Annotated in this window: 24 protein-coding genes; all 24 read left to right on the top strand. The window is 39.0% G+C overall.

Annotation, left to right across the window (positions count from 1 at the left end; genetic code table 11):
* Positions 1–116 precede the first annotated feature (116 nt).
* The 24 genes from HOD97_02760 (at position 117) to HOD97_02645 (ending at position 25,960) form a co-directional block, all read left to right on the top strand.
* The gene (locus tag HOD97_02760) at positions 117–1,259 is read left to right on the top strand and encodes an alginate export family protein (protein ID MBT4280534.1); all 1,143 of its coding nucleotides are present in this window, start codon (positions 117–119) and stop codon (positions 1,257–1,259) included.
* Positions 1,260–1,356: 97 nt separating this feature from the next.
* Positions 1,357–2,760, top strand: coding sequence for a hydroxylamine oxidoreductase (locus tag HOD97_02755; GenBank protein ID MBT4280533.1), 1,404 nt, complete (start codon positions 1,357–1,359; stop codon positions 2,758–2,760).
* A gap of 170 nt (positions 2,761–2,930) precedes the next feature.
* Positions 2,931–3,974 carry a GTP 3',8-cyclase MoaA gene (moaA, locus tag HOD97_02750; GenBank protein MBT4280532.1) on the top strand — a complete coding sequence of 348 codons (1,044 nt, stop codon included), beginning with the start codon at positions 2,931–2,933 and terminating at the stop codon, positions 3,972–3,974.
* A gap of 10 nt (positions 3,975–3,984) precedes the next feature.
* Positions 3,985–5,004, top strand: a complete 1,020-nt coding sequence (gene add / locus HOD97_02745) for an adenosine deaminase (GenBank protein ID MBT4280531.1) — start codon at positions 3,985–3,987, stop codon at positions 5,002–5,004.
* 16 nt (positions 5,005–5,020) lie between these two features.
* A complete protein-coding gene (locus HOD97_02740) occupies positions 5,021–5,962 on the top strand; it encodes a bifunctional molybdenum cofactor biosynthesis protein MoaC/MoaB (protein ID MBT4280530.1) in 942 nt (313 codons plus the stop codon).
* Positions 5,963–6,051: 89 nt separating this feature from the next.
* On the top strand, positions 6,052–6,792 hold the full coding sequence (locus tag HOD97_02735) for a sulfite exporter TauE/SafE family protein (GenBank protein MBT4280529.1): 741 nt from the start codon (positions 6,052–6,054) through the stop codon (positions 6,790–6,792).
* Entirely contained in the window at positions 6,789–8,012 is a 1,224-nt protein-coding gene (locus tag HOD97_02730) for a molybdopterin molybdotransferase MoeA (protein MBT4280528.1), read from the top strand. Before HOD97_02735 ends, HOD97_02730 begins: the two co-directional genes overlap by 4 nt.
* The gene (locus HOD97_02725) at positions 8,009–8,974 is read left to right on the top strand and encodes a HesA/MoeB/ThiF family protein (protein MBT4280527.1); all 966 of its coding nucleotides are present in this window, start codon (positions 8,009–8,011) and stop codon (positions 8,972–8,974) included. The genes HOD97_02730 and HOD97_02725 overlap by 4 nt, the downstream gene beginning before the upstream one ends.
* Positions 8,971–9,216 carry a MoaD/ThiS family protein gene (locus HOD97_02720; protein ID MBT4280526.1) on the top strand — a complete coding sequence of 82 codons (246 nt, stop codon included), beginning with the start codon at positions 8,971–8,973 and terminating at the stop codon, positions 9,214–9,216. Before HOD97_02725 ends, HOD97_02720 begins: the two co-directional genes overlap by 4 nt.
* 4 nt (positions 9,217–9,220) lie before the next feature.
* Entirely contained in the window at positions 9,221–9,640 is a 420-nt protein-coding gene (locus tag HOD97_02715; GenBank protein MBT4280525.1) for a molybdenum cofactor biosynthesis protein MoaE, read from the top strand.
* Positions 9,641–9,774: 134 nt separating this feature from the next.
* On the top strand, positions 9,775–10,233 hold the full coding sequence (locus HOD97_02710) for a MerR family transcriptional regulator (protein ID MBT4280524.1): 459 nt from the start codon (positions 9,775–9,777) through the stop codon (positions 10,231–10,233).
* The gene (locus tag HOD97_02705; protein MBT4280523.1) at positions 10,230–10,430 is read left to right on the top strand and encodes a hypothetical protein; all 201 of its coding nucleotides are present in this window, start codon (positions 10,230–10,232) and stop codon (positions 10,428–10,430) included. The genes HOD97_02710 and HOD97_02705 overlap by 4 nt, the downstream gene beginning before the upstream one ends.
* 9 nt (positions 10,431–10,439) lie before the next feature.
* Complete coding sequence (locus HOD97_02700; GenBank protein ID MBT4280522.1) at positions 10,440–11,636, top strand: hypothetical protein; 1,197 nt, start codon at positions 10,440–10,442, stop codon at positions 11,634–11,636.
* Positions 11,637–11,657: 21 nt separating this feature from the next.
* Positions 11,658–12,587: a hypothetical protein gene (locus HOD97_02695; GenBank protein ID MBT4280521.1), complete on the top strand. Its 930-nt coding sequence runs from the start codon at positions 11,658–11,660 to the stop codon at positions 12,585–12,587.
* 50 nt (positions 12,588–12,637) lie between these two features.
* On the top strand, positions 12,638–13,852 hold the full coding sequence (locus tag HOD97_02690; protein ID MBT4280520.1) for a hypothetical protein: 1,215 nt from the start codon (positions 12,638–12,640) through the stop codon (positions 13,850–13,852).
* Entirely contained in the window at positions 13,839–14,684 is an 846-nt protein-coding gene (locus tag HOD97_02685; protein ID MBT4280519.1) for a hypothetical protein, read from the top strand. The genes HOD97_02690 and HOD97_02685 overlap by 14 nt, the downstream gene beginning before the upstream one ends.
* Positions 14,656–15,633 (top strand): CxxxxCH/CxxCH domain-containing protein, encoded by a 978-nt coding sequence (locus HOD97_02680; GenBank protein ID MBT4280518.1) that lies wholly within the window; start codon positions 14,656–14,658, stop codon positions 15,631–15,633. The genes HOD97_02685 and HOD97_02680 overlap by 29 nt, the downstream gene beginning before the upstream one ends.
* Before the next feature lie 11 nt (positions 15,634–15,644).
* Entirely contained in the window at positions 15,645–16,235 is a 591-nt protein-coding gene (locus HOD97_02675; GenBank protein MBT4280517.1) for a cytochrome C554, read from the top strand.
* A 21-nt stretch (positions 16,236–16,256) separates the two neighbouring features.
* Positions 16,257–18,749: a hypothetical protein gene (locus tag HOD97_02670; GenBank protein MBT4280516.1), complete on the top strand. Its 2,493-nt coding sequence runs from the start codon at positions 16,257–16,259 to the stop codon at positions 18,747–18,749.
* A 9-nt stretch (positions 18,750–18,758) separates the two neighbouring features.
* Positions 18,759–20,759 (top strand): hypothetical protein, encoded by a 2,001-nt coding sequence (locus HOD97_02665; GenBank protein MBT4280515.1) that lies wholly within the window; start codon positions 18,759–18,761, stop codon positions 20,757–20,759.
* A 16-nt stretch (positions 20,760–20,775) separates the two neighbouring features.
* Positions 20,776–22,779 carry a hypothetical protein gene (locus HOD97_02660; protein ID MBT4280514.1) on the top strand — a complete coding sequence of 668 codons (2,004 nt, stop codon included), beginning with the start codon at positions 20,776–20,778 and terminating at the stop codon, positions 22,777–22,779.
* Between the two features lie 2 nt (positions 22,780–22,781).
* Positions 22,782–23,663 (top strand): hydrogenase 2 operon protein HybA, encoded by an 882-nt coding sequence (gene hybA, locus HOD97_02655; protein ID MBT4280513.1) that lies wholly within the window; start codon positions 22,782–22,784, stop codon positions 23,661–23,663.
* Positions 23,656–24,873 (top strand): Ni/Fe-hydrogenase cytochrome b subunit, encoded by a 1,218-nt coding sequence (gene hybB / locus HOD97_02650; protein ID MBT4280512.1) that lies wholly within the window; start codon positions 23,656–23,658, stop codon positions 24,871–24,873. The genes hybA and hybB overlap by 8 nt, the downstream gene beginning before the upstream one ends.
* Complete coding sequence (locus tag HOD97_02645) at positions 24,866–25,960, top strand: cytochrome c3 family protein (protein MBT4280511.1); 1,095 nt, start codon at positions 24,866–24,868, stop codon at positions 25,958–25,960. Before hybB ends, HOD97_02645 begins: the two co-directional genes overlap by 8 nt.
* Positions 25,961–26,009 lie beyond the last annotated feature (49 nt).

Here is a 26,009-nt window from a genome sequence, read left to right as displayed (position 1 = left end):
AGAAAACAAGTAAATAAGTCCATTAAATAGGAGGATATAATCCTATTTAATGGATAAATTCTGACATCAAGGTCATTGAAAAAAACACCAATAACACCAATAAAAGGAGAATCCCCATGTTAAAAAACACACTCATACTTATTTCACTATTCGGAATGTTAATAGCCGAAGGAAACCCGTTGAAGTTTTCGGGTCAAGTTCGACAAAGATTCGAAATGGTAGATAAGGATTTTACAGATACAACATCATTTAATAACCAAAATTATCTTCGGACGCGTTTTGCTGTTTCCTATGATAATGACGATTACAGCACATTTGTTCAATTGCAGGATTCCCGTGTTTTCGGAACGGAAACAAGCACTTTGGGAGACGGAACTGCAGATGCATTGGATGTTCACCAAGCAAACTTTAAACTCAAAAATTTATTTGGAATGCCATTAAGTGCAAAGGTGGGAAGATTTGAAGCAGCTTATGGTCCACAAAGACTCATTGGCGCTGTGGGTTGGCATAATATTGGGCGAAGCTTTGATGGCGTTGTTTTCAATTTTAAGAACGATTTTGCGAATGTAGATTTTTTCAATTTTAAGCAAGTGGAAGCAAGCACTGTGAATGACGAAGATGATTTTAATGTCCGTGGTGCTTATACCCATTTAAGCTTAATGGAAGGTCATAAAACACAAGCATTCGCCATTCAGGATGGAGAGAGAATGACATTTGGCGGATATGGAAAAGGTGCTTTTGCCGGTGTGAGTTACGAATTGGAATTTGCTATGCAGAATGGTGCAGAATCAGACAATGTAAATTATGGCGGAATGATGTATGGATTGAATGCGGACTATAAAATTGGCGGTATGACTCTTTCAGCCGGAATGGATTTTGTGTCTGGGGATGATTCAACGACGACTGACGTAAATGAGTCTTTTAATACGCTCTATGCTACCAATCATAAATATTATGGATATATGGATTATTTTTTGAATGTTCCTGAGCATACAGGTGGATTGGGATTGTCTGATTTTCATGTAAAATTATCCGGGTTTAAAATTGCGGGACATACCGTAAAAGTCGCTTACCACATGTTTGGTGCAGACCAAAGTGCTGATTCCTTTGGGAATGAATTGGATATCACGTTGATAAAACCCATTGCGAAAAATGTAAAAGTGATGGGTGGATATTCCTTATTTATGCCGGGTAAGCTGAAATCGGATAGTGGAGCAAATGGGAGTTTCGCATACCTTATGACAATAGTAAATTTCTGAACGTAAATGGATAAATAACTCCTAATTAAAGGATAAAATCATGAAAAGAAATAAAACTGTATTAATAATCGCAATTGGATTTGCGCTTTCCCTTTCAATGGGATCCTCAAAAGATATTTTACCAAATGAATTATCTGAAGAGTCGATTGAATGTTTGGAGTGTCATAAATCTGATGATGTGAGTTTGTATCAACAGTGGGGGAATAGTAAACATTATGGCGCAAATGTTGGCTGTTATGAATGTCACAAAGCTGAAGAAGGTGATGCAGATGCTTTTGAACATAATGATTATTTGATTTCAATTATTGTGAGTCCAAATGATTGTGCTCGTTGTCATGAAAAAGAAGTGGATGAATTTGTTAATTCTCACCACTCAAAGGCTGGGCAAATTATGGGCTCATTGGATAATGTTTTGGCAGAAGTGGTTGAAGGTAATCGTGGATTTATTACAGATGGTTTTCCTCATGGAAATTCTGCTGCAGCTGTGAATGGATGTTGGCAATGTCATGGCTCCCAAGTAAAAGTTAATGATGATGGAACACTTGATCCTGCTACTTGGCCAAATTCGGGTATTGGTCGAATTAATCCAGACGGTTCAGCGGGTTCATGTTCTGCTTGTCATCAAAGACATGAATTTTCTATCGCACAAGCTCGTCGGCCAGAAAATTGCGGAAAATGTCACCTAGGTCCAGATCATCCACAGAAAGAAATTTATGATGAGTCAAAACACGGTATTAACTTTTATGCAAATGTAGATAAAATGAATTTAGAATCATCCAAATGGGTTGTTGGCGAAGATTATAATGCTGCTCCTACCTGTGCGACTTGCCATATGTCTGCTACACCAAATCAAGATATTTCACATAATATTGGATTAAGAATAAAATGGAATAATCGTCCGGTTCATTCCAAATTATCTCATGAGACTGATGAAAAATGGGGATTAGAATCCGCATCAATTCATGCAGATACTCGAAGAGAAAATATGGAAGATGTATGCGCTGGATGCCATAATGACAATTTCACAGATAATTTCTTTATTCAGTATGAAGGACTTATTGACCTATATGACCAAAAGTTTGCCACACCTGGAGAACAATTATATAAAGCTGCATTACCATTACTTCGAAAAGATAGTGATGGAAACCATATTAAGTTTTCAGACCCAATCGATTTTACATGGTTTGAACTTTGGCATCACGAAGGACGTAGAGCAAGACATGGCGCTTCTATGATGGCCCCGGATTACACTCATTGGCATGGAACTTATGATTTAGGAAAGCACTTCTATTCTAAATTTATTCCTGAAATTGAAGAAATAATTTCACATGGCTTAAAATCCAGTGATAGGAATGATGTGAAAGCAGCAAAGAAACTCCAAAAGCTATTAACAAAAACATTGAAATCAGAGAATCATCGATGGTTTTTAGGGGAAATGGATCCAGCTGAAAAGGCACGACGTAAAAAAGCATCTGATGAATTTAAAGCGCGATATAAATAAAGGATTTGATCCAAAAATAAAATAGTAATATTTTAATATAGCTCTCGTAGCCGAAAAACCTAAATCCGCCAGTTTGCGGACAAGGATTGAGGCCGATACGGTTCTGATGGAAACGTCAGGATTTGCTCCCGATCCCCGACATTATTATATCGGGGTGAATTGGAAAGAGAATGGAAAAAAAACACCCAATCATCCAGAACTTTGGTGATGCGTCAATTCCCACGACGCAATCATCTATATCAGACCGATTCGGTCGAACCTTTACCTATTTGCGCCTTGCCTTAAACGAGCAATGTAATTTCCGCTGTATATATTGCATGCCGGAAGAAGGAATAGATTTCCGCATCGAAGATAAACTCCTTTCCACTGAAGAAATTTTCCAGCTCATCGAATTAATATCTCAAATGGGTGTATCCAAAATTCGATTTACCGGTGGTGAACCACTTCTAAGACCTGATCTTGTAAAAATTATTCAATTTGCAAATGAGTTAGATGGAGTAGAATCCATCCATTTAACGACTAACGGGAAATTGCTTGCTAATAATATTAATGTTTTAAAAGCTGCTGGTTTGACTGGAATCAATATCAGTCTCGATACATTAGATTCTGAAAAATTCAAACGAATCACACGCCGTGATGGATTGGAAAAAGTATTAAATGGTCTTAAAAAATCCATGGAATCCAACTTTCAATCCATCAAACTAAACGTGGTTGCTATGCGTGATTTTAATGATGACGAACTCATGGATTTTATAGCACTCACCCAGGAAAATGATATTACTGTTCGCTTCATTGAACTTATGCCATTTGATTCACACCAAATTTGGAAGACGGGAAAATTTTATGGAGCAGATCAAATTGTCGCTGATTTAGAGAAACAAGTGGAAGAATTAATTCCGGTTGATGGATCACAAACCGAGCATCATGTTTTTCGAGTGAATGATTATAAAGGAAAAGTCGCCGTGATTCCTGCATATTCAAGAACATTGTGTTGTGACTGTAACCGTATCCGAATTACAGCTGACGGAAAATTGTTAAATTGTCTTTACAGCCAAGATGAAATTAACCTTCGAGATGCAATGCGTAATGGGAAAGATAGCCAACAAATAGAAAAAATGATTAAGGATACCATGAATAAAAAATTTAAAGATGGTTGGGATGCCCAAAATCAAGGGAATGAAAACCGAGAATCAATGACCCAAATAGGGGGATAAATTCAATAAAGTGAAAAATAATTTATCAAATAGTTGGTATAATAGTATTCCGAAAGTAGAGTTGCATTTACATCTTGAAGGAGCGATTCCTTTTGATGCATTGTGGACACTTATTCAAAAGTATGGTGGGGATTCAAGTGTTCAAAATATAAAGGCACTTAAAGAAAAATTTAAATTTAGAGATTTCTCACATTTTCTTGAAAATTGGACATGGAAGAACACATTTATTCGAGAATATGAAGATTTTACTTTTATATGTGAAGAAATTGCAATCAGTTTAAAAAAACAAAATATTAAATATGTTGAAGCTTTTTTTACGCCAATTGACTTCGAATCAGTTGGTCTTAAAACACAAAAAATAGCAGAAGCAATTCGACGAGGTCTATCGAAGGTATCTGAAATTGAAATTGCACTAATTACAGATTTAAGTCGAGATACAAAACTAAATAGAGCCGCATTGATTCTTGACGAAAAACATGAAGTGAAAGAGTTGGGGATTATTGGGATTGGTATTGGTGGAGCAGAGCATGATTTTCCGCCTGAACGTTTTAAAACTATATATGAAAAAGCTCGTCTGTATGGTTTTAGGACGACGGCTCATGCAGGTGAAGCTGCAGGAGCAAGCAGTATTTGGGGAGTAATACGGGAACTTAAAGTAGATCGAATTGGTCATGGAACTCGCGCTTTTGAAGATGAATCATTATTAGATTATCTTGCAGAATATCAAATCCCATTGGAAATGTGTCCAATTTCAAATGTTTGCACAGGGGTGATAACAAAAATTGAGTCTCACCCAATAAAAAAATACATCGATCATGGAATTATAGTAACTGTGAATACCGATGATCCAAAAATGTTTAATAATTCTTTAGCTGAAGAATATATGAATCTTAATAATATTTTTGGATTCTCACGTAAAGAAATTCAATTATTGATTATCAATGGAATTGAGTCATCATGGCAGTTAAAAACGAAAAAAGATAAAATGATTTATGAATTTCAAAACGATCCAAATTGGATTAAAGATTAATAAAGGAATTTATGATATGAATGATTTTACACACTTAGATAAATTTGGGAATGTCAAAATGGTTGACGTGACTGATAAAATGAGTTCCACACGAATGGCTAAGGCTGAAGGGAAAATTTCTATGCTCCCTGAAACGATATTAGCCATTCAAGATGACGCACTTCCAAAGGGGAATGTGCTAACCACAGCCAAAATTGCCGGAATTCAAACAGCGAAAAAAACTGCCGAAATGATCCCCATGTGTCATCAATTAAATTTATCCTTTGTAGATATTGAATTTGAATTAGAGCCAAATGCTATTGGGATTCGATCTACAGTAAAGACAAAAGAAGCGACTGGTGTTGAAATGGAAGCGTTGTCAGCTGCTTCTGGAGCAGCACTTACTATTTATGATATGTGCAAAAGCGTGGACAAAACCATGACTATTGGCGAAATAAAATTGGTGACAAAAATGGGTGGAAAGTCAGATCATGCTACGGATTATCGTCCAAGAGTTGGCGTCGTCACCTTAAGTGATAGTATCTCTGAAGGAAAATGTGAAGATAAATCCGGACCTATTTTAGCGAATGGATTTAGGAATGCGGGCTGTTCTGTTGACCAACATATTGTTTTACCGGATGGGTCAGAAGATTTAGTCTCAACCATTCATGAGTGGATCAAAAATGGTGTAGAATTGATCATAACAACAGGTGGCACAGGATTGGGACCACGTGATTTGACAATTGAAACATTGGATAAAATATTTAATTCCAAGCTACCGGGTATCGAGCAGGCTCTCCATGCATACGGCCGAGGAAAAGTTAAATCTGCCATGCTATCACGTTTGACAGCAGGCGTTGTGGATGGGGCAGTTGTTATTTGTTTACCCGGAAGTACTGGTGCTGTCAAAGATGCAATAAACGTGTTGATACCAACAGTTTTTCATTCATTCCATATGATAAAAGGTGAGAAGCATTAAAAATGGAATACTGGATTTATGGAGTATTGGATAAATGGGAACTTTGCGAATCCGCCAGCTGGCGGATTCGCAAAGTTAATTGAATTGGAATGACCGAATTTATTTTACCAATTTTATTTTTCTTCGTAGCGCTGATATATTCATCTGTGGGGCTCGGTGGTGGTTCATCATACACCGCATTAATGGCTATTTTTGGTGTGAGTTATCAGGTGATTCCAACAACTTCCCTGACCATGAATTTAGTGGTTACATTTATTGGCATGATACATTTCTGGAAAAATGGCCACGGACGACTCAATCTTATACTTCCATTTTTAGCCACATCAATTCCAATGACATTTATCGCTGGTTCATTAGATGTCCCTGAAACATTTTTTAAATTATTTTTACTGGCAACACTCATTTTAGTGGCAATACGGATATACATATTAAATGATTTGAAACTTTCAATTCAATTAACCGGAATTCAGAAATGGATTTTTTGTTTGAGTTTAGGTGGAACATTGGGATTTATCGCTGGCGCTGTTGGTATTGGCGGTGGTATATATTTGGTGCCATTAATTATTATGTTTGGGCTTGGAACCGAAAAGGAAGCGGCTGCATCCGGTGCCATGTTTATTTGGGTGAATTCACTTGTGGGTGTGATTACGCGGGCAAATTTAGGCACATTTGAAATAGATTTTATTTTACCTTTAGCGGGTGCCGTACTTGTAGGTGGTTTTGTTGGTTCCTATATGGGTGCAATTAAATTTGAACCAAAAACAATTCAAAAAATAATGGGCGGCGTCATTATTATTGCCATTCTATTTTTAATAAAGGGACTCTTATGATACCATTTCATGAAGCAAAATCAATCATTAACGAACATCTATTTACATTAGAATCCGAATTGATTCCATTTCATGAAGCAGGTGGAAGAGTATTAGCCCAAGATATAATTGCGTCCTTTTCATCGCCACAATTTGATAATTCTGCCATGGATGGATTTGCGATAAAATCTGCGGATACGAAAGGTGCCAGACAAAAAAAATCAGTTACATTAACATTGGTTGGCATTAGTTCTGCGGGAACGCCTAGTGATATCACATTAAATTCGGGTGAATGCATCCAATGCATGACCGGCGCGAAAATTCCAAATGGCGCTGATGCCGTCATTATGGTAGAAGACACCAGTGGATTCTCTAACGATGATTCTGTCAGGTTTACCATTGAAGCTACTCCTGGAAAACATATCCGGAAAAAGGGCGAAGAAATTAATGAGGGTGAAATACTTATTCAAAAAGGAACGCCTATCACACCCAGCGAAATAGGGACCTGTGCTACGTTTGGGTATGCGAATCTTTCTGTTTTTAAGAAACCAAAGATAGCCATTTTTGGAGCGGGAGATGAATTGGTAGAGCCGGGAGAACCGTTAGGTGAAGGACAAATTTATAATTCAAATTTATACGTCTTTTCAGAATTAGTTAATCGGGCTGGGGCAGACATTATCCTGCAAAATGTTATTAAGGATGATAAAGAATCCTTAAGATTATTTCTATCTGAGGCACTGGACACGTGTGATATTATTATTTCATCTGGTGGTGTATCTATGGGACGCTATGATTATGTCCGCGAAGTATTTATGGAATTAGGTGTTGAAGAACATTTTTGGAAAGTGGCTCAAAAACCTGGGAAACCCTTATTCTTTGGCACAGGAAATTCTACATTAATTTTTGGTTTACCTGGGAATCCAGTATCGGCTTATATCGGATTCATGGAGTGGGTTTGGCCTGTCTTGGAATCAATGATGGGGAAGAAGGAATCCGAAAAAGTAAAGGGAATTTTGAAAAAGCCATTTCCCCGGGAAAAAATGAAATATCGATTTTTATTTGGTAATGCTTGGATTGAAGATGGACAATTGGTGTGCCAACCTTCAACCAAAACTGGATCCCATATGTTGTCATCATCATTAATAGCCAATTGTATTTTATCTTCAGAACCCGGCGAATCGTCATTACAAGTCGATGAAAAAATTAATGTGAATATATTGCCCTGGAAATCTATTAAATGATTCTAACGCCTAAAGAACTTTTTGAGCGGCAATCTGAATTCACTGTGATTGATGTACGTCCAAAATCTCAGCAGAATGAATTTCCAATGGATGGCATTGACGCTATTATTTCCAAAGAAGGATTGATTCAAAAAATTGAAGGAAAAAAGGTGTTGGTGTGTCAATTTGGGATTGTGACAGAAGGAATGATTATTGAACAGAACTTAAAAGATACATTCAGTTTATTAGGCGGCGCTCAAGCATGGATTGAATTTCAATCGGAGAAGGAAGATTTAAGCCAATGGTCTCGCCAAACGGTTTTACCGGAATTTGGGCTGGAAGGTCAGAAAAAGCTCTTAAATGCAAGCGTGGCAATCGTTGGATTAGGTGGGTTAGGCTGCCCAGTATCTCAGTCATTGGTTGCAGCAGGTATTGGGAAATTGATTCTGATTGATGGCGATCATGTTGAATTATCGAATCTTCATCGTCAACCATTACATGGAATGAATGATATTGGGAAAAAGAAAGTTCATTCTGCCAAAAAGTCTTTGACCCACATCAATTCAATTACGCACATTGAATGTGTTGAAGATTATATAGACGAATCCAATGGGTTGGGAATTATCCAAAAATGTGATATTGTGATTGATGCGACAGACAATATTCAAACGCGGCAATTGATTGATCAAATATCTAAACAGTCTAATGTACCCATGATTTATGGAGGATTGTATCGATGGGAAGGGCAAGTTGCTGTATTGAACGTTAATGGAAGCCCAGGTTATAAAGAATTATTTCCTGACCCACCATCCGGTGAAGAAACGTGTGCTGATGCAGGTGTATTGGGAATGCTTCCGGGAATTATTGGGAATATTCAAGCCTTAGAAGCCATAAAAATCATTGTAGGCATAAAACCAGACTTAATGGGGAAATTGCTGATATATGATGGTAAAAACCATTCAACTCAAATAATAAATATATGATTAAAATTAAAGTAAAATGTTTCTCACAAGTAAAATATGCCTTGGGTGTAGATGAATTTGTGATAGAATTAAATGCAGGTACATCGGCTTCAGAATTAGAACAAAAAATTCGGTCGGAGGCCGGTGGAAAGTTGGATGGTATTTCTTTACGAATTGCGGTGAATCAAAAATATATGCCTAATAATATTGAGCTGAATGATGGAGATGAAGTGGCATTCATTCCACCGGTTCAGGGCGGATAATAATATGATTAAAGTCGAAATCATTAAAGGTCCCATTTCTTTTTTCCCGAATGATGATACTCGGGAACAAGATGGCGCAGAACTTATTTTTAATGGCCGTGTTAGAGCCACAGAATATGGAAATTCAATTACGGCATTAGAATATGAACAATATGAAGGTATGGCAGAAGCAGAGCTCAAAAAGCTTGCAGAAGACTCTTGTCAAAAATTTCCTATCCATGATTTATTTTGTAAACATAGAATCGGAAGGGTGGAAGTAGGCGCAACCAGTCTCCATGTAGTTATTTGGTCAAAGCATCGGAAAGAAGCCATTGATGCCATGTCTTGGTTTATTATTGAATTAAAGAAACAAGTTCCGATTTGGAAATGGGCCATTTTAGAAGATGGTTCACGAATGCCAAGTAAGTGTGAGCACGATCACTAGTTCAAATAGAATTCTGAAATCGATCTGAATTGAAAATAGCAGAAAATTAATTAAAGGATAATTTGGTCTTAAATACTTGTTTTGTATAATTTGGGATGTGTAATTTCCTGTAGGTAGAAATACAGGTTTATTATATGATATCCTACATATCGCCATCCATTAAGTCTGATCCATTCGAACCTGTCTATGCAATTGGCCTTGCGGCAAAGAAAATAGGTGTTTCACCTGAAACTCTGAGATTATACGAACGAGTTGGATTATTAATTCCCCACCGTACTCGATCTAACAGAAGACTTTACACTCAAAAAGATATTGAGTGGCTAGCTTGTATACGTAAACTAATTCTTAAAGATAAATTGAACTTAGCTGGAATCAGGCGATTATTAGCTCTCATTCCCTGCTGGGATATTAAACCCTGCACAGAAAAAGAACGAAAAAATTGTCCAGCGTATCTTGCGGATGATCAAGTGTGCTGGCAAATCAAAGACACTTCTCAGGCTTGTCAGGATGCAGAATGTAGGCGTTGTGATGTTTATTTAGCTTCGGGGAATATTAATCATTTAAAACAATATTATCTAATGACGAAAATATGAAAAACGGAACCAATACTAGTTTCATTATTTTCCCCGTAGCCCTAATGCTATTTATAGTCACATGCGATACCGGAATTGTCACCTCTAAATTGGGTGATTCTACTACGTGTGAGGGATGTCATATTAATAAGGAGGCTTTGGTAAACTTAGTAGCATCTGAAGAATCTGGAACTTCAAATGGCGGCGGTGGTGGCTGAGGTGGGTCTGTGGCTCCGTTGGATCCTTGGGAAAAAGTTTTTATTAATCTTATTGGTAATCAAGCATCTTTTTCTGATATCGATCCGGCTCACGCTATCATCGGATGTGTCAATTGTCACGGTGGAACAGAACCGGCAAAATTTGAAGAAGCCCACGATTCTACATTTATTAAAGATCCATCTAAATATCCAGAAGAGTTTTGTTCCCCTTGTCATGAAACAATTGTAAACACGAATATGAATTCTATGCATACCAAAGCATGGGGAGAAATGACTACGATTGCACAAAGACAGTTAGGTGGCGATAAAGATCACAATAACTTTGATGAATGTCCAGCAGAATTAACGGAAAATTTTGATAAAGAATGTTCCAGTTGCCATACAACCTGTGGGCAATGCCATATTAGTCGGCCTAACAGCGTAGAAGGGGGATTTATTAATAGCCACAAGTTTAACAAAAAACCCAGTCAGGAAAATAATTGTATGGCTTGTCATGGAAGCCGAATTGGTGTGGATTATCGCGGTGAGTTAGAAGGGAATAATCCGGATGTTCATCAATTACGAGGTAAACACTGTATCGATTGCCATAGGGAAGATTTCCACGAAGACGCCAGCTACGCAGAATCCCGATACCATATAAATGATTTACCTGAATGTATTGATTGCCATACAATAGAAGAAAACCCTGATAATACTTGGCATACCAAACATTGGACTTATGGAGGAGAAGAAGGTGAATTATCCTGCTTTGTTTGCCATTCTCAACCATATAATAATTGCAACAATTGCCATACAAAGGGTGAGTGGAAAGAGGGACTACACGATTACAGCGAATATCCTGGTTTTAAAATCGGATTTAATCCTGATCCACAATTGCATGATGGCAAATGGGTATTAGTGAGGCATATACCTATTTCTCGAGATTCTTATGAACCTTGGGGGCATGCTGATTTGCCTTACTATGATGATCGACCAACATGGGAATACACAAGTCCACACAATATTAATAAATGGACTGCACAAACAGACACTACTGGTGGAAAAGGATGTAATGAAAGCTGTCACCTTACATCCGAATTAATTGATGAGAATCAGCATAAATTTTTATGGGAAAGTTTTTTGGATTCGCTTTACTCCGATGAAGTAAATGCCAATTCAAGTATAACAGTGAATGGCCGTTTACCTATTGAATGGCCACAATACTAACAACAAAAAAGAGAGGTTAACATGAAGTTAAACAAAATCCTAATCCTGCTTTTCAGCATTACACTCTTTATCATTCCGGGGTGTGAAGATGAGAATGCAGAAGCAGTCAATGAGTTTGAAGTACTCGTTGAATATCTTGAAGGAACTGACGGTGGATACGTAAATAATATGGGATCCTGGATCCTGGGATCCGGTGTGTTGGACGCTGACTTTGATTATACAGCTTACACCGTATTCGATCTGCGTATTGCTGATGACTTCGCCGCTTCGCATATTGATAATGCGGTGAATGTGACGCTAACATCCATGTTTGATGAAGCCGCCAGTGCAAGTAAGCCCATCTTGGTTACATGCTATTCTGGTCAATCGGCGTCATTTGCGCATACACTTTTAAGGTTAAAAGGATATGATGCATACGTCATGAAGTTTGGTATGAGTGCGTATGATGAAAGCCTGGACAAATGGACATCAAATTGTTCAGATCAATATGCTACTGATCTTGTAACTACAGCATCTGCATCATTACCGTCATTTGATTATCCTGAATTAAATACAGGGTTTGAAACTGCCGAAGAAATCCTGGATGCAAGAATAAGTGGAGCAATTACGGCTTGGGGTGAAGGGTTACTTGTTACAGCTGGTGATGTAATTAGTAATGCATCTGCTTATAATATCATGAATTACTGGAGCGAAACCGATTATATAGGTCATGGACATATTGATGGATCATATCAACTTACTCCAGCAACACTGAAAATGAGTGAAAATCTGTCAGCTTTTGATCCTGCCGGTGGCAATATATTTTACTGCTACACGGGACAGACTGCTGCAGCGTCCATTGCATATTTAACTGTAATCGGTTACGATGTTAAATCAATTAAATTTGGGTTTAACAATATGTATTGGTCAGAGCTACCTGGTCATAAATGGCCAAACCCTTACAGTAATTAATAATCGGAAAATGTTCAATAATTCATAAAATGAACATAGGTTAATCTAACATGACAGGTTGTAACCTCAATAAATTTGATAAAGTGATGAGATATTATTTTCTCACGTTCTTGGTTTTCATCCTTACAATTTTACCACGAACTGGAATCGCTCAATCCAATTTAGAGGTTACAACCTCTGTGTTTTATCCCCGATTGAAAACATTTGATATAAAATCAACTTATTTGAGCTCATTGCTTAATTATCATCAGTCCTTTGGTTCCTTTAAGCTATCTACTCGATTTGAGTACGGTTCAGAAACGAGCCAATACATTAATCCATTCAGAATGTATGAATTCAATGTGAATTGGAAACATCATCCTTTCTCAATTACCTTAGGGCGATTTAATTATTGGTCTTCTTATGCCAATGTCAATGTGGATGGATTTCAAGCAGGTTTTTCTACCAAGAGATTTGGTAAAATTGAATTAATTGGTGGGTTTAAGTCAGTTCTTGATTTCAGCGATACTACTTATGTTCAACCCAGCTTTTTTTCTGATGGTGTATATATAAATAAAATACTTTTTCAAACCTCATGGAGTTTTTACAAAAAAAATAAATTTATCAATATATCCTATATGACAGAAGGCGGAAATGACACACTTCGTCCTCTTGTGGGATTCGCCTCAAATTGGAAAATGTTTGGACTGATAATTCATGAGACAATCGTAATGGATTTAGACCAAAGTGAATTGAACTATACTAGATTGTCGATCAGCAAAATTTTAAAAAGTCATCGATTGAAATTTGGCGTTCACCAATTACGATTAAATGGAATACATCCATGGCCCTGGGTTGAAAAAATGGATATCCCTGTAACCTATACTGCCGGATGGGCTTGGAGTCTCAAACCGCAAATGGAAATTTTGCAAAAAGTAAATTTCAGAGCCGGAACAAACAGCACAGTATTTTATAACTCACAATTATTTTATGGCCAATATTATGTCTCAATTATTGCAGGTATTCGAGAAAATAACGAGGTGTATGGTGGCACGGTTGGGATGGCCAAGAAAGCAGGAAAAACCGTGAAATTTGGTGGCAATGTTTCATTTAATATTTTTAATTATAATGATATCATCGAGCCAATCAATGCATCTAGCGTGTATGGGTGGCTGGACTGGAATCTAATAGAAAAATTAAATATCAAGTTTTTCGGCAGGTATATTGTAAATGCGTATTACAAAAAAGATGGTCGAGCGGGAGTGATTGTTTATGTTAAAATGTAACACAATGCTCATTGTTCTGTTATCGTTGGGTTTTTCCCAAGACAGGGATCGGATATATTTTCCGCATGATTTCCACATTGAAGAAGAGCTGGATTGCAGCGATTGTCATGAAAATGTTGAAGAATCCACGACGATAAATGATCGTGAACTACTTCCATCTATGGATGAAGTCTGTGCGGATTGTCATGAAAATGCAGTAGATGAGGATTCAGAAGATAGCGATTGTGAATTGTGCCATACAAAGGCAGATAATCCATTAACATATTTGCCATTTATTTCAAGAAGAGGACCTGATTTTTCACACAAGCAACATTTGGATACATACGATGATTGCTTAGTCTGTCATGGCAGTATTGAAGGTGATGATGGATCGGAACCCGCTTTCGTGTGGAAGGAAAACGATTGCCAATCCTGCCATTCATATCAGAAACCCAAGAGTCATATTGCTGGATGGAAAAATGAACATGGTTTTTCAATGAATAATTTCACCGGTGACAATTGTGCACTCTGCCATGACAACAACACTTGCGATAATTGTCACCAATATCAGCAAGTTGCGTTGCAAGTACACAATTCAGATTATTTATCAATCCACGGTTTTGAAGCTTCAGCTGGAGTATATGAATGTTCTACGTGTCACAGCAGAGAAGAAGATTGCACATCCTGCCATACGTCACAAAATATAATGCCTATGAATCATAATTTCCCCAATTGGGTCGGCGTATTTTTACCGAACGGTGGAGAACATGGATCATCTGCATTAGATGCGCCGGATGTATGTCAGGTTTGTCACGAACCATCCAATGATCCAAGTTGTAGGGATTGCCATTAGAGAAAAGATGAAGAACTCAAAAACACTACCGATATTCATCATTTTATTGATGATTCCTGCTTGCGATGAAACGGCAAATCCGTCAATACATCCGGATGAGTGGATTATTCAAGGTGCCGAGAATTCACACATGGCGAAAATTGAAGCCAGTGGGGTTCAAACCTGTAGCGTTTGTCATGGTAAAGATTATTATGGAGGGTCGAGCGGTATTTCGTGTAATCAATGTCATGCCGGAGGTTCCAGCGGACATCCAGAATTTTTTGCATGGATCAGCCCGGATTCTTCCGATTACCATGGCAGAATATTTTGGGAAAATGGGTGGGATTTTACTGATTGTCAAAAATGCCATGGCGATGACTTCGCTGGTGGCGTAACCGGCTCAAGTTGCAACACCTGCCATACTTCCGGGATTGGATCTTGCACCACCTGCCACGGCGATGCAGTTTCTGGGGTAGCTTATCCTCCAAAGGATATTTATAACAACACGGACCCGTCCTTAATAACAGTCGGTGCTCATCGGGTACACATGGAATCAGAAATTTCAACTGTGAATTGTGATGAGTGCCACCAGGTTCCAACCAATTATTTGGATAATGGCCATCTTGATTCTGACAATATCGCCGAAGTCATATTTGGTTCTGTTGCTACGGACAGCAGTGTTTTATCACCTACCTGGGATCGATCTAATACTTCCTGCAGTAATATCTATTGTCATGGCGCATTTTCATTTTCCTACGGAGATAGTCTAATTACTGGAAATAATTCATCTGTTATCTGGACTGATTATGAAAGCGCGGAATGTGGCACATGTCATGGACTGCCACCGGATGGCCATACAGGTACATGGACGAAACAACAGTGTTTTATTTGTCACTCTACCGTGTTAGATGCGAATGGAATTATCATAGATAAAACAAAACATATTAATGGTCAAGTTGACTTGAATTAAAGGAGATTATCATGAAGATTAGATTAATAATGGTCGTGTCAATAATCAGTTTCATCCATGCCCAGAGTTTCGATTATATAGGAACGGGGAAATGCAAGACCTGTCATAAAAGCGAAAAGAAAGGTGCGCAGTATAAAAAATGGGAGGGTAGTCCACATGCAAATTCATTTGAAACCTTGAAATCTGAAGAATCAATCAAAATAGCGTCAGATTTAGGATTGGAAAATTCTCCATGGGAAGCTCCCGTTTGCCTCAAATGTCATACTACAGGATATGGCTCTGGTGGCTATGAATTGGAAGATGACGCATTTTGGGCACAAACAAAGAAAAACGGCAAACCTGAAAAAGCAGTTAAACGGATGACCGGATTACAAGGTGTTGGGTGTGAAGCATGTCATGGTCCCGGGTCCAAGTACAAAAAGAAAAAAGTAATGACGGCAGTCTATAAAGGTGAAATGGATTCGGCTTCCGTAGGATTATGGAGAATTGACGAAGGAACATGTAAACAATGTCATAATGAATCCAGTCCTACTTATAAGCCATTTGAATATGAAAAACGTTTGAAGGAAATAGCTCACCCTTATCCGGATGATATGAAATAGTTTGAAATGTAAGAGGAATCCATGAAATTTTTCCTTAAATGGTTGTTTCTGTTTCTGATAATCCCTTTTTTCTTATGGGCTCAGGATAACGAAACATGCCTCGCCTGTCATGATGATGAATCATTGGAGGTTAATCGGAGAGGAATAAGCATATCGCTCTACGTTCATGAAGCTTTATTCAACGGGACACCTCACGAAGGATTTGAATGTATTGACTGCCATATTGATTTAGATGGAGTAGAAGATTTCCATGAATTCCGCCCGGAGATACCAGACTGTGGTACCTGTCATGAAGATGCTCAAGCTGCTTTTGTGGATGGTTTTTTTCAACCACTTGTCAATAAAGGATATACATCCATACCTGCTTGCGCAGATTGTCATGGTAAACATAAAATAACATGGAAAGGACAACCTCGCAAAGTTTGCGGGGTCTGCCATCAAGATGTATTAAATGAATTTCTTCATTCTGCTCATTGGAATGAAGAAGATGAAGAATCTGAAGTTACCTGCGTTTCGTGCCATGATCCACATTTCAAACATGAAAAAGATTCTTTTTCAGAATCGGACTGGAAAATCCATGTCACAGAATCCTGTAACGAATGCCATAAAGATCAAGTTGAAAATTATACACAAAGTGGTCACTACAAGCAGGTAAAATCAGGCAATATTGATGCACCCATTTGTTCAGATTGTCATGCAAAGCACAAAGTGCTTTCACCCCACGATTCTGAAAGTAATGTTTCTGTGGCAAAATTGGATCAGGTGTGTACTACTTGTCATATGGATTACGAAAAATCCATCCATCGTCCTGAGAAAAATGATGATCCAAGATTAGAAACATGTGTGGTTTGCCATACGGGTCATTCTACAGAAATGGTTGCTGATGCCATATCATCTGTTTTTGAAAAAAATCTAACAGAAGTATGTTTGACGTGCCATAATACTTCATTGATCACCGGGGAAAATGATGCTCATGGACAAATTCATCGGAGTCAAATTGAAAAAATACAATCCGGAGAGAAATCGGATTGTGGTTCATGCCACGATTATCATTTTCAGGCACCGGATCATGTTTTGAAAACAGGCTTGGAAAAATCCTGTGCAGACTGCCATCCTGATCAACAACATCAATATGAACGCTCTTCTCATTTTATTGCAAAAGAAAAGGGTCACGAAGAAGCTCCGGGGTGCATGGACTGTCATGGACAGCGTATTATTCAAAAACCGGGTGAATCATTAAAAGGGAAATCCGTTGTAGAATTATGCGGAAAATGTCATGGAGATCGATCCATGACCATGAAATTCCAGTTAAATCCTGATGTTCTGTCAGGATATAATACCTCTTATCACGGTCAAATGTACCAGTTGGGATATCAGGGAGAGGATTTCGCTACATGTGTTTCTTGCCACGATAATCATTCAATTTTGCCCGATGAAAATGAGGCTTCCACCATTAGCCAAGTCCACATTATTGAAACTTGCGGACAATGCCACGAAAACGTGAATATCAATTTTGTGAAATACCTCCAACACTATTCACCGATGATTCATGATGAAAATGCAATTTTAAGTAGTATTCATTCTTTTATGATTTTCTTACTTGGGAGTGTATTAATCGTTTTTGGTGGTCATACGCTTTTATGGCTTATACGTTTGATTATTCGCAGAATATCTGAAGGCCCCATCAAGAAAAAACCCAAATCAGCTTTCAGAGTGCGTCGGTTTGGAAAAGTTGAGCGTCTCATGCATTTGGGAATAATTCTTTCTTTCTTAACACTTGCTGCAACGGGGCTTCCACTCAAATATAGCCACACGGAATTTGCAAATTGGATTGCAAATAATATTGTTGGGTTTCGTGCTGCAGCGATTCTTCACCGATTGGGCGCTTCTTTATTTTTCATCATTTTTTCCGTACATCTTGCTACCATTTTTTATAAGCGGTTTGGCGAGAAGAAAAAGGGTGTATTTTGGGGGCCGGATAGCTTGGTTCCAAATTGGCAGGATTTCCTTGATTTTTTCAATCATATTGCGTATTTCATTGGGGCAAAGAAATATCCACCAAAATTCGGTCGTTGGACTTATTGGGAAAAATTTGATTATTTTGCTGTCTTTTGGGGAATGGGAATAATTGGCGCCTCAGGGTTGACACTTTGGTTTCCGGAAATTTTCACAAAAATTATGCCTGGGTGGCTTATCAATGCGGCACACATCATACACTCAGAAGAAGCTTTGTTGGCAACAGGATTTATTTTTACAGTTCACTTTTTTAATACCCACATGCGCCCTGGGGCATTTCCAATGGATGAAGTGATATTTACGGGGCGAATGACTGAGGAATTATTTAAAGAAGAACGGTCCCTTGAATTTGAAAATCTTTCGGAAGCTGAATATAAAGCTCGATTAATTTCACCCTTGCCCCTTTGGATGAAACGGTTATTTTATATTGCCGGATTTACGTTTTTAGCAATTGGTTTTTTTCTGCTTGTTGTGATTATTATTGGATCGTTTTTTTAAGATGAACGTATGAAGAAAAAGTTATTGAGATCCTTATTACTAATCAGTGGTTTGATTTTGGGTGTATTGATTGTTTTGTACTCCTCTCTGGAATACACATCAAAACCGGAATTTTGTTCAACATGCCACTTTATGCAACCTTATGTAGATGGGTGGAAAACATCCACCCATTCAGATGTTACGTGTACGGATTGCCATTTTCCACCGGGATTGAAGTCTAAGTTGAAGGGGAAATTAACAGCAGCCTCTATGGTTGTGAATTACTTTACCGGTGTATATAAAAAAAGCAAACCGTGGGCGGAAATAACTGATGAAAGCTGTTTGCGATCAGGATGCCATGAGCAAAGGCTTTTGGAAGGAAAAGTAGAATTTAAAGAAGGAATTATTTTTGACCATGAACCTCACGTAACCAAACTTCGCCGTGAAAAGAAACTGCGTTGCACCAGTTGCCATTCACAGATTGTTCAGGGCGATCATATGACTGTTACTGAAAATACATGTTTTTTATGTCACTTTAAAAATCAGCCGGAAAATGCGCCTATTGATGATTGTACCTGGTGTCATGCTGCACCCGTGGGTACGGATCCTGAACTATCTTATGACCACCGTTTTGTAGTAGAAAAAGAAATTGATTGTAAAAAATGTCATGGGTCTATGCAAGTGGGAGATGGGGCAGTTCCTGTGGATCGGTGCAGTTCATGTCATGCAGAAATCGGCAAGATTGAACGCATCAATGAAGTTGAATTTATTCATCTGAATCACGTCACAAATCATAAAGTTGAATGCCAGAATTGCCATTCCCTGATCCAGCATAAATCCGTATCCAAATCTGCAGATATTATTCCTGATTGTCAATCCTGCCATGAAAATTCACATCTTTCACAATATTATTTATTTTCCGGGACAGGGGGGAAGCATGTGCCTTCCCATCCGAATCCTATGTATGAAGGCGGTTTAAATTGCCAAGCATGCCATGTGTTTCACAGCGTAAATGGAGAAAATGGAGATTTAAGTCAGACCATGGAAGCCAAAGCTGAATCATGTGAAATATGCCATGGTAAAGGATACGGCAAAATTCTCGATCAATGGGAAAAATTGATGTTGAAAAAAATGGAATCTACCGAATCAGCATTGGCTAGCGTAAGAAGGGAAATGAAACTATCCAATGTTAAGGATAAATCCAGGCAGCATGTAAAATCCTTAATTGAAGAAGCAGGATATAATTATCAACTGGTCAAAGATGGAAATATCGTGCATAATGTAGCCTATTCGGATGAATTACTTTTATCAGTTCATCGGAACTTGAAAAGTGCATTAAAATCACTAAAATCTGATGAAGTCATTCCGGATATTTCATCCTATGGAAAAATTGTTCCATCAGAATGTATCAACTGTCATTTTGGAATGGAAGATGTGTCAGTCAGGGTCTTTGACATTAATTTTTCACATAATATTCATCTTGTCAAAAATCGTCTGGAATGCTCACAATGCCATTCCAATCGTACACAGCATGGTGAATTGCTCATGTCCAAAAGCGATTGCCTGTCTTGTCATCATACGCAAGAAGAAGTGGATTGTGAAAGTTGCCATGAACTTCAAGCTGAAATTTATTCCGGGTTTACCGATTTGTCAGATGAAGAAATTCCTGATGTTATGTATGATGAGGAAGTAACTTGTGCGGAATGTCATCTTGACCGCAGTATAATTACTGGTATACAAGGTCAGCGTTCTTGTGTGGACTGTCATGATGATGAATATGAAGATATGGTTTTTGAGTGGCAGAGTGAATCTGATGAGTCAATTTCAGAAATCAGGGCTGGATTAAACCGTGTGAAAACGTCCCGTCTTACGGAAAGTCAACATATGAGTTTAGGGAGAATTAAATCCGGAGTTGAAAAAATTGAAAATGACGGGAGTCAAGGTGTTCATAATATTGAACTTGTAGAGCAAATACTTACCGAATACAATGAAATCTTAAAAACGTTACCACAAGAAATTCAATTACCATGAAAAGATGAGATGATTAATGAATATTTTACAATTGATAAAAAAGAACGATAGAGAACCCCGGAAACGTCCAATATGGCGATTAATTCTGCCGCTAATGTTCATTTCTATGAGTTTTATTACGGCACAAACGGACGAAGAATATGAGTTTATTGAAGATGATTCCTGCATTGACTGCCACGAGACCGGTGCTCACGATACAGCAATAGAAGATGATCTTGCAAAATCTTCTCATAATGACTTCAACTGTTTCGATTGCCACGAAGACATGGACACATTTCCACACAAGGAAGATACGGGATTTGTTACTGGGAGCGATCCCTGCCGTGTATGTCATGATGATGCGTCCGACGAATATCAGATACACGGTCGACTCGAAGTTGGAAAAGTAGTAGATATGCCAACATGTGCAAGTTGTCATGGCGATCACGATATTTTGCCTTCAACGGTGAAGTTGTCCAAGGTGCATCCGATAAACCTACCCGCCACGTGTGGAAAATGTCATGAAGATCTTGATTTGACCAAAAAGTATGAGATGTTTCTTGATCATCCGGTTGAAGTATATGAAAACAGCATTCACGGTAAGGCAACAAAAGGGGGTATTTATGTAGCGGCAACATGCAATGACTGCCATTCCACAGGAGGCACTGCTCACCGAATACTTTCACCGGGATATGCAGAATCATCTGTGAATCATTTTAACATTCCTTCCACATGTGGCGAGTGTCATAAGGGGATTGAGAGCGATTTCTGGGATGGTATTCATGGTAAACTAGTTGACAGGGGTGAAACAGATGCTCCAGTTTGTACTGATTGCCATGGAGAACATGGTATTATTTCACCGAGCGACCCTCGATCTCCCGTATCAAGAATAAGAGTAGCGGAAGTAACGTGCGCTCCATGCCATGAATCTACCCGTTTAAACGAAAAGTACGGTTTACCTGCCGGACGATTGGCAACCTTTATAGATAGTTATCATGGACTAAAGAGTAAAGCGGGAGATATTCAGGTTGCCAACTGTGCTTCCTGCCATGGGGTTCACAGAATTCTTCCGAGCTATGATAAGACATCCACGATAAATCCTAATAATCTTCAAGATACCTGTGGCGAATGCCACCCTGGTATATCCGCAAAGCTGGCAGCAACGCCCATCCATGGCATAAGTGGAGAAGGCTTGCGAACGCCTTTGGCAGATGTGATTGAAAAAATCTATATCGTGGTCATTATTATCATTATAGGGTTAATGGTAATTCATTGGTTGCTTGACCTAATCCGCAAAATCCTGTTAATGATGAGAAAACCTCAGGTTCGTCGCATGCGCCCCGGAGAAGTTGCTCAGCATACATTCCTGATGCTCAGTTTTATCACATTAGTTGTTACAGGTTTTGCTCTTAGGTTTAGTGAATCGTGGATTTCTTCTTTCTTCTTCGGCTGGGGACGGGGATTTGAACTCCGTGGAGAAATACATCGATGGGCGGCTATTGTTTTTATGATTACCATTGTCTGGCATGCGGTTTTTCTCTTTACAAAACGCGGTCGCATTTTCTGGAAAGATATGTGGCCAAAATTCGCAGATTTTCGGCAATTTCTGCAAAGTATTCGATATAATTTGGGACGTGAAAAAACACCACCGAAGTTTGGACGTTTCAGCTATATAGAAAAAGCAGAGTATTGGGCATTGGTTTGGGGCACAATCATTATGATTGCCACGGGATTATTACTTTGGTTTGACAACTTCGTTATTTCCATTTTTCCTAAAGGAGTTCTTGATGTTTCCCTGGTTGTCCACTACTGGGAAGCCTGGCTGGCAACGCTGGCTGTTTTGGTATGGCATTTGTATTCTACGGTATTTAATCCACATGTCTATCCAATGAATCCTTCCTGGATCACCGGACGCATGCCGGAGGATATGTATGAACACGAGCATCCTGATTACATAGAAGAAGCCAAGCGCGAAACAATAGAATGGGCTCAGAAAGAAATTGGTGAAATAAAAAAGGATCTACCTGACGAAGGAGAGTGATTATGGCAAACCGACGAGATTTCTTGAAAACTGCAGGTATTGTTACCGCATCATTGGTTGGTACAAATAATGCTAACGCTTCAACAAATAAAACTCTTAATTCCGATCGAATAGGTGTTCTCGTTGATACAACACTTTGTATCGGCTGTCGTAAGTGTGAATATGCGTGTAATGATGTCAATGATCTTCCCAATCAACCCCTGACTAATTTTGATGATAAATCGGTTTTTTCCGATGAAAGACGACTCACTGACACTCAATTCACTGTAGTAAACAGGTACGAAGGAAAAGGAGTCGATAATCGTCCACTTGATATAAAAATCCAATGCATGCATTGTGAAGATCCGGCGTGCGTTTCCGCATGCATTGTGGGTGCACTTGAGAAACAACCAAACGGACCTGTATCTTATGATGCGTGGAAATGCATCGGTTGTCGTTATTGCATGGTGGCGTGTCCGTTCCAAGTTCCTGCGTATGAATATGACGATGCGTTTACACCACGGGTGATGAAGTGTACTCTTTGTTCCTCTCGGCTTGATGAAGGGAAATTACCCGGGTGCGTGGAAATGTGCCCTGAAGAAGCTCTCGCATTTGGTAAAAGAGATGATCTGCTGACGCATGCACGGGAGAAAATTCATCGTTTTCCTGAACGATATGTGGATCATATTTACGGCGAAGAAGAAGTCGGCGGTACATCATGGTTGTATCTTGCCAGCGCGCCCTTTACTGATATTGGATTCCCGGACTTGCCAAAAGAGAGCCCAACCAAATATACGGAACCGGTACAGCATGGAATCTTTAAGTGGTTTAACGGACCTATCCTACTATTCGGATTGATGGGATTGCTTATGCGACTGACAGGGAAGGGAGAAAACGATGAGTGAGTTCGTTATAACTCCTATTGGAAAGCAGAAGTATTTTACTTCAGGAGTTTGGGTATTGGTTGCCTTTGTTCTTCTTGGATTGAGTTCAGCGGGTTATCGTTTTATTTATGGTCTATCTGCGGCAACCAATCTCACTGATGGTTACCCTTGGGGACTTTGGATAGGAATTGATGTAGCAACAGGCGTAGCATTGGCTGCAGGTGGGTTTACAACTGCATTTTTGGTTCATATCATTCACAGAAAAGAATACCACGTTTTAGTACGCCCGGCTCTTTTAACGGCTCTTTTGGGATATACATTTGTAGCACTGGGATTACTGGCGGATTTGGGACGATATTACAATGTTTGGCACCCGATGCTTCCGTCTATGTGGCAAGGGAATTCAGCACTCTTCGAAGTAGGAATGTGTGTTATGCTCTATTTAACAGTGTTGTACATTGAGTTTATTCCGGTTGTTGCAGAACGCTTTGAAAGGGGAGTGGAACTTCCAGGACTATTTCGCAAAATGGATGGTGTTGTATCAGGGCTAATCCGCTTCCTCAATAGGACGGTTGGACGCGTTATGTTCATCTTCATTATTTTAGGTGTTGTTCTTTCATGTATGCATCAATCTTCTCTGGGGGCTCTTATGACAATAGTTCCCACAAAGCTTCACCCTTTGTGGCACACACCAATTCTTGCACTGCTGTTTCTATTATCAGCCTTTGCTGTGGGATTCCCGATGGTGATCTTTGAGTCGCTGCTGGCGAGTCGATCGTTCCATCTCAAACCGGAGACTATAGTGCTTTCAAGTATCAGTCGAATTATTCCTATTCTTCTTGGTATTTACTTGGCTGCGAAGCTCATTGATATGGTGAATCGGGAAACGTACGTCTATCTAATTGACGGTACGCCAGAGAGCATCAGCTTTCTTGTAGAAATCATTTTTGGAGTGATTTTCCCAATGTTGATTTTTTCCATCCACTCGTTGCGAAGTAAATCATCGTGGCTTTTCACGGGTTCAACTTTAGTAGTACTGGGTGTGGCACTTAATCGCTACAATGTCTTCATTTTGGGTTTTAAACCTGTTTACGCTGAAGCTCGTTACATTCCGGCTTGGACAGAAATTGCCGTAACCGTTGGTCTTATTTCGACATTAGTTCTGGTGTACCGATTATTGGTTATGAAATTACCGGTCATCCACGGATTTGGAGGATATAAAAGTGATTAAATACCTTTTTACGGTTTTTGCTTTTCTTACTTCAATGTTGGTGTTTGGGCAGAATGGGCAGCAAGCATGGAGTTCCTATTGTGAAACCTGCCACTCGTGCGAAAAACCAACCCTCGTAGATCCATGTCTCACAATTTGCCCGCGGCATGGGGGACACCTCGAGGGTGAACATAAAATAGAAGAGGGACCGGATATTGTAGTTTTGGATCAGTTGGTTAATCTTTACCAACCAGTTCCTTTTGCTCACAAACTCCACGCCTCAATGGCGGATATGAGTGGTGGATGTTCCTTCTGTCACCATTATTCTGAAGTAGACAAGGATGTCCCTCCATGTAGAGAATGCCACGAAATTTCTCCGGCGGTTGGTAATCTTCAGCAGCCGGGACTTAAAGGAGCATATCATCGTCAATGCATTGGATGCCATCGGGATTGGAGTCATGAAACGGGTTGCGTTGCCTGCCATGAGGTAAAGCATAAATCAACAGTTTCTGAACCGTCTATTGACAAGTCTGATATTCTTGGAATTCCTCACCCACGAATCATTGCCGAAAAGAAATATGTTTATGAAACACTTTACGAGCCAGCTCCCATAGTTACCTTTCACCACAGCGACCACGTTGACCAGTTTGGATTGACGTGTACCAGTTGTCATCAGGGAGATAACTGCGGAAGATGTCACGAATTGGGTCACAAGCGGGAGAAGATAGAGCACGTAAAAACCTGCGTTTCCTGTCATAGTGATGACCAGTGCGCTTTTTGTCATAGCCTTACGGAAAAACCACAATTTAACCATACTGATGTTATTGGTTGGTCTTTGAAAAAAAGGCATCGTAACGCAACCTGCCAAGACTGTCATGGCGAAACAAAAAATTTCAAAGTTCCATCAAAATCATGCTTCGATTGTCATGATTGGGATTTGGATACATTTGAGCATTCAATCGTTGGACTTGAATTGGATGAAGACCATGAAGATAATGAGTGTGTAGATTGTCATACAGATGAAATATTTGATAATTCACCGGTCTGTGCAGATTGTCATGATGAGATTGAATTCCCAACTGAACTACCGGGTAAAAGAGTTCAGTAAAGTTTGATAAAACGAATCAAATTCAAATAACCAATAATTGTATTAATAT

Source organism: Candidatus Neomarinimicrobiota bacterium (genome assembly GCA_018651745.1).
GTDB lineage: Bacteria > Fidelibacterota > Marinisomatia > Marinisomatales > TCS55 > JAAZYX01.
This window is presented reverse-complemented; position numbering and strand designations above follow the sequence as displayed.

Excerpts from the sequence above, each read along its gene's own strand:
- HOD97_02760 (MBT4280534.1), top strand. The coding sequence starts at position 117 with ATGTTAAAAAACACACTCATACTTATTTCACTATTCGGAATGTTAATA.
- HOD97_02755 (MBT4280533.1), top strand. The coding sequence starts at position 1,357 with ATGGGATCCTCAAAAGATATTTTACCAAATGAATTATCTGAAGAGTCG.
- moaA (MBT4280532.1), top strand. The coding sequence starts at position 2,931 with ATGGAAAAAAAACACCCAATCATCCAGAACTTTGGTGATGCGTCAATT.
- HOD97_02740 (MBT4280530.1), top strand. The coding sequence starts at position 5,021 with ATGAATGATTTTACACACTTAGATAAATTTGGGAATGTCAAAATGGTT.
- HOD97_02735 (MBT4280529.1), top strand. The coding sequence starts at position 6,052 with ATGACCGAATTTATTTTACCAATTTTATTTTTCTTCGTAGCGCTGATA.
- HOD97_02730 (MBT4280528.1), top strand. The coding sequence starts at position 6,789 with ATGATACCATTTCATGAAGCAAAATCAATCATTAACGAACATCTATTT.
- HOD97_02725 (MBT4280527.1), top strand. The coding sequence starts at position 8,009 with ATGATTCTAACGCCTAAAGAACTTTTTGAGCGGCAATCTGAATTCACT.
- HOD97_02720 (MBT4280526.1), top strand. The coding sequence starts at position 8,971 with ATGATTAAAATTAAAGTAAAATGTTTCTCACAAGTAAAATATGCCTTG.
- HOD97_02715 (MBT4280525.1), top strand. The coding sequence starts at position 9,221 with ATGATTAAAGTCGAAATCATTAAAGGTCCCATTTCTTTTTTCCCGAAT.
- HOD97_02710 (MBT4280524.1), top strand. The coding sequence starts at position 9,775 with ATGATATCCTACATATCGCCATCCATTAAGTCTGATCCATTCGAACCT.
- HOD97_02705 (MBT4280523.1), top strand. The coding sequence starts at position 10,230 with ATGAAAAACGGAACCAATACTAGTTTCATTATTTTCCCCGTAGCCCTA.
- HOD97_02695 (MBT4280521.1), top strand. The coding sequence starts at position 11,658 with ATGAAGTTAAACAAAATCCTAATCCTGCTTTTCAGCATTACACTCTTT.
- HOD97_02690 (MBT4280520.1), top strand. The coding sequence starts at position 12,638 with ATGACAGGTTGTAACCTCAATAAATTTGATAAAGTGATGAGATATTAT.
- HOD97_02685 (MBT4280519.1), top strand. The coding sequence starts at position 13,839 with ATGTTAAAATGTAACACAATGCTCATTGTTCTGTTATCGTTGGGTTTT.
- HOD97_02680 (MBT4280518.1), top strand. The coding sequence starts at position 14,656 with ATGATCCAAGTTGTAGGGATTGCCATTAGAGAAAAGATGAAGAACTCA.
- HOD97_02675 (MBT4280517.1), top strand. The coding sequence starts at position 15,645 with ATGAAGATTAGATTAATAATGGTCGTGTCAATAATCAGTTTCATCCAT.
- HOD97_02670 (MBT4280516.1), top strand. The coding sequence starts at position 16,257 with ATGAAATTTTTCCTTAAATGGTTGTTTCTGTTTCTGATAATCCCTTTT.
- HOD97_02665 (MBT4280515.1), top strand. The coding sequence starts at position 18,759 with ATGAAGAAAAAGTTATTGAGATCCTTATTACTAATCAGTGGTTTGATT.
- HOD97_02660 (MBT4280514.1), top strand. The coding sequence starts at position 20,776 with ATGAATATTTTACAATTGATAAAAAAGAACGATAGAGAACCCCGGAAA.
- hybA (MBT4280513.1), top strand. The coding sequence starts at position 22,782 with ATGGCAAACCGACGAGATTTCTTGAAAACTGCAGGTATTGTTACCGCA.
- hybB (MBT4280512.1), top strand. The coding sequence starts at position 23,656 with ATGAGTGAGTTCGTTATAACTCCTATTGGAAAGCAGAAGTATTTTACT.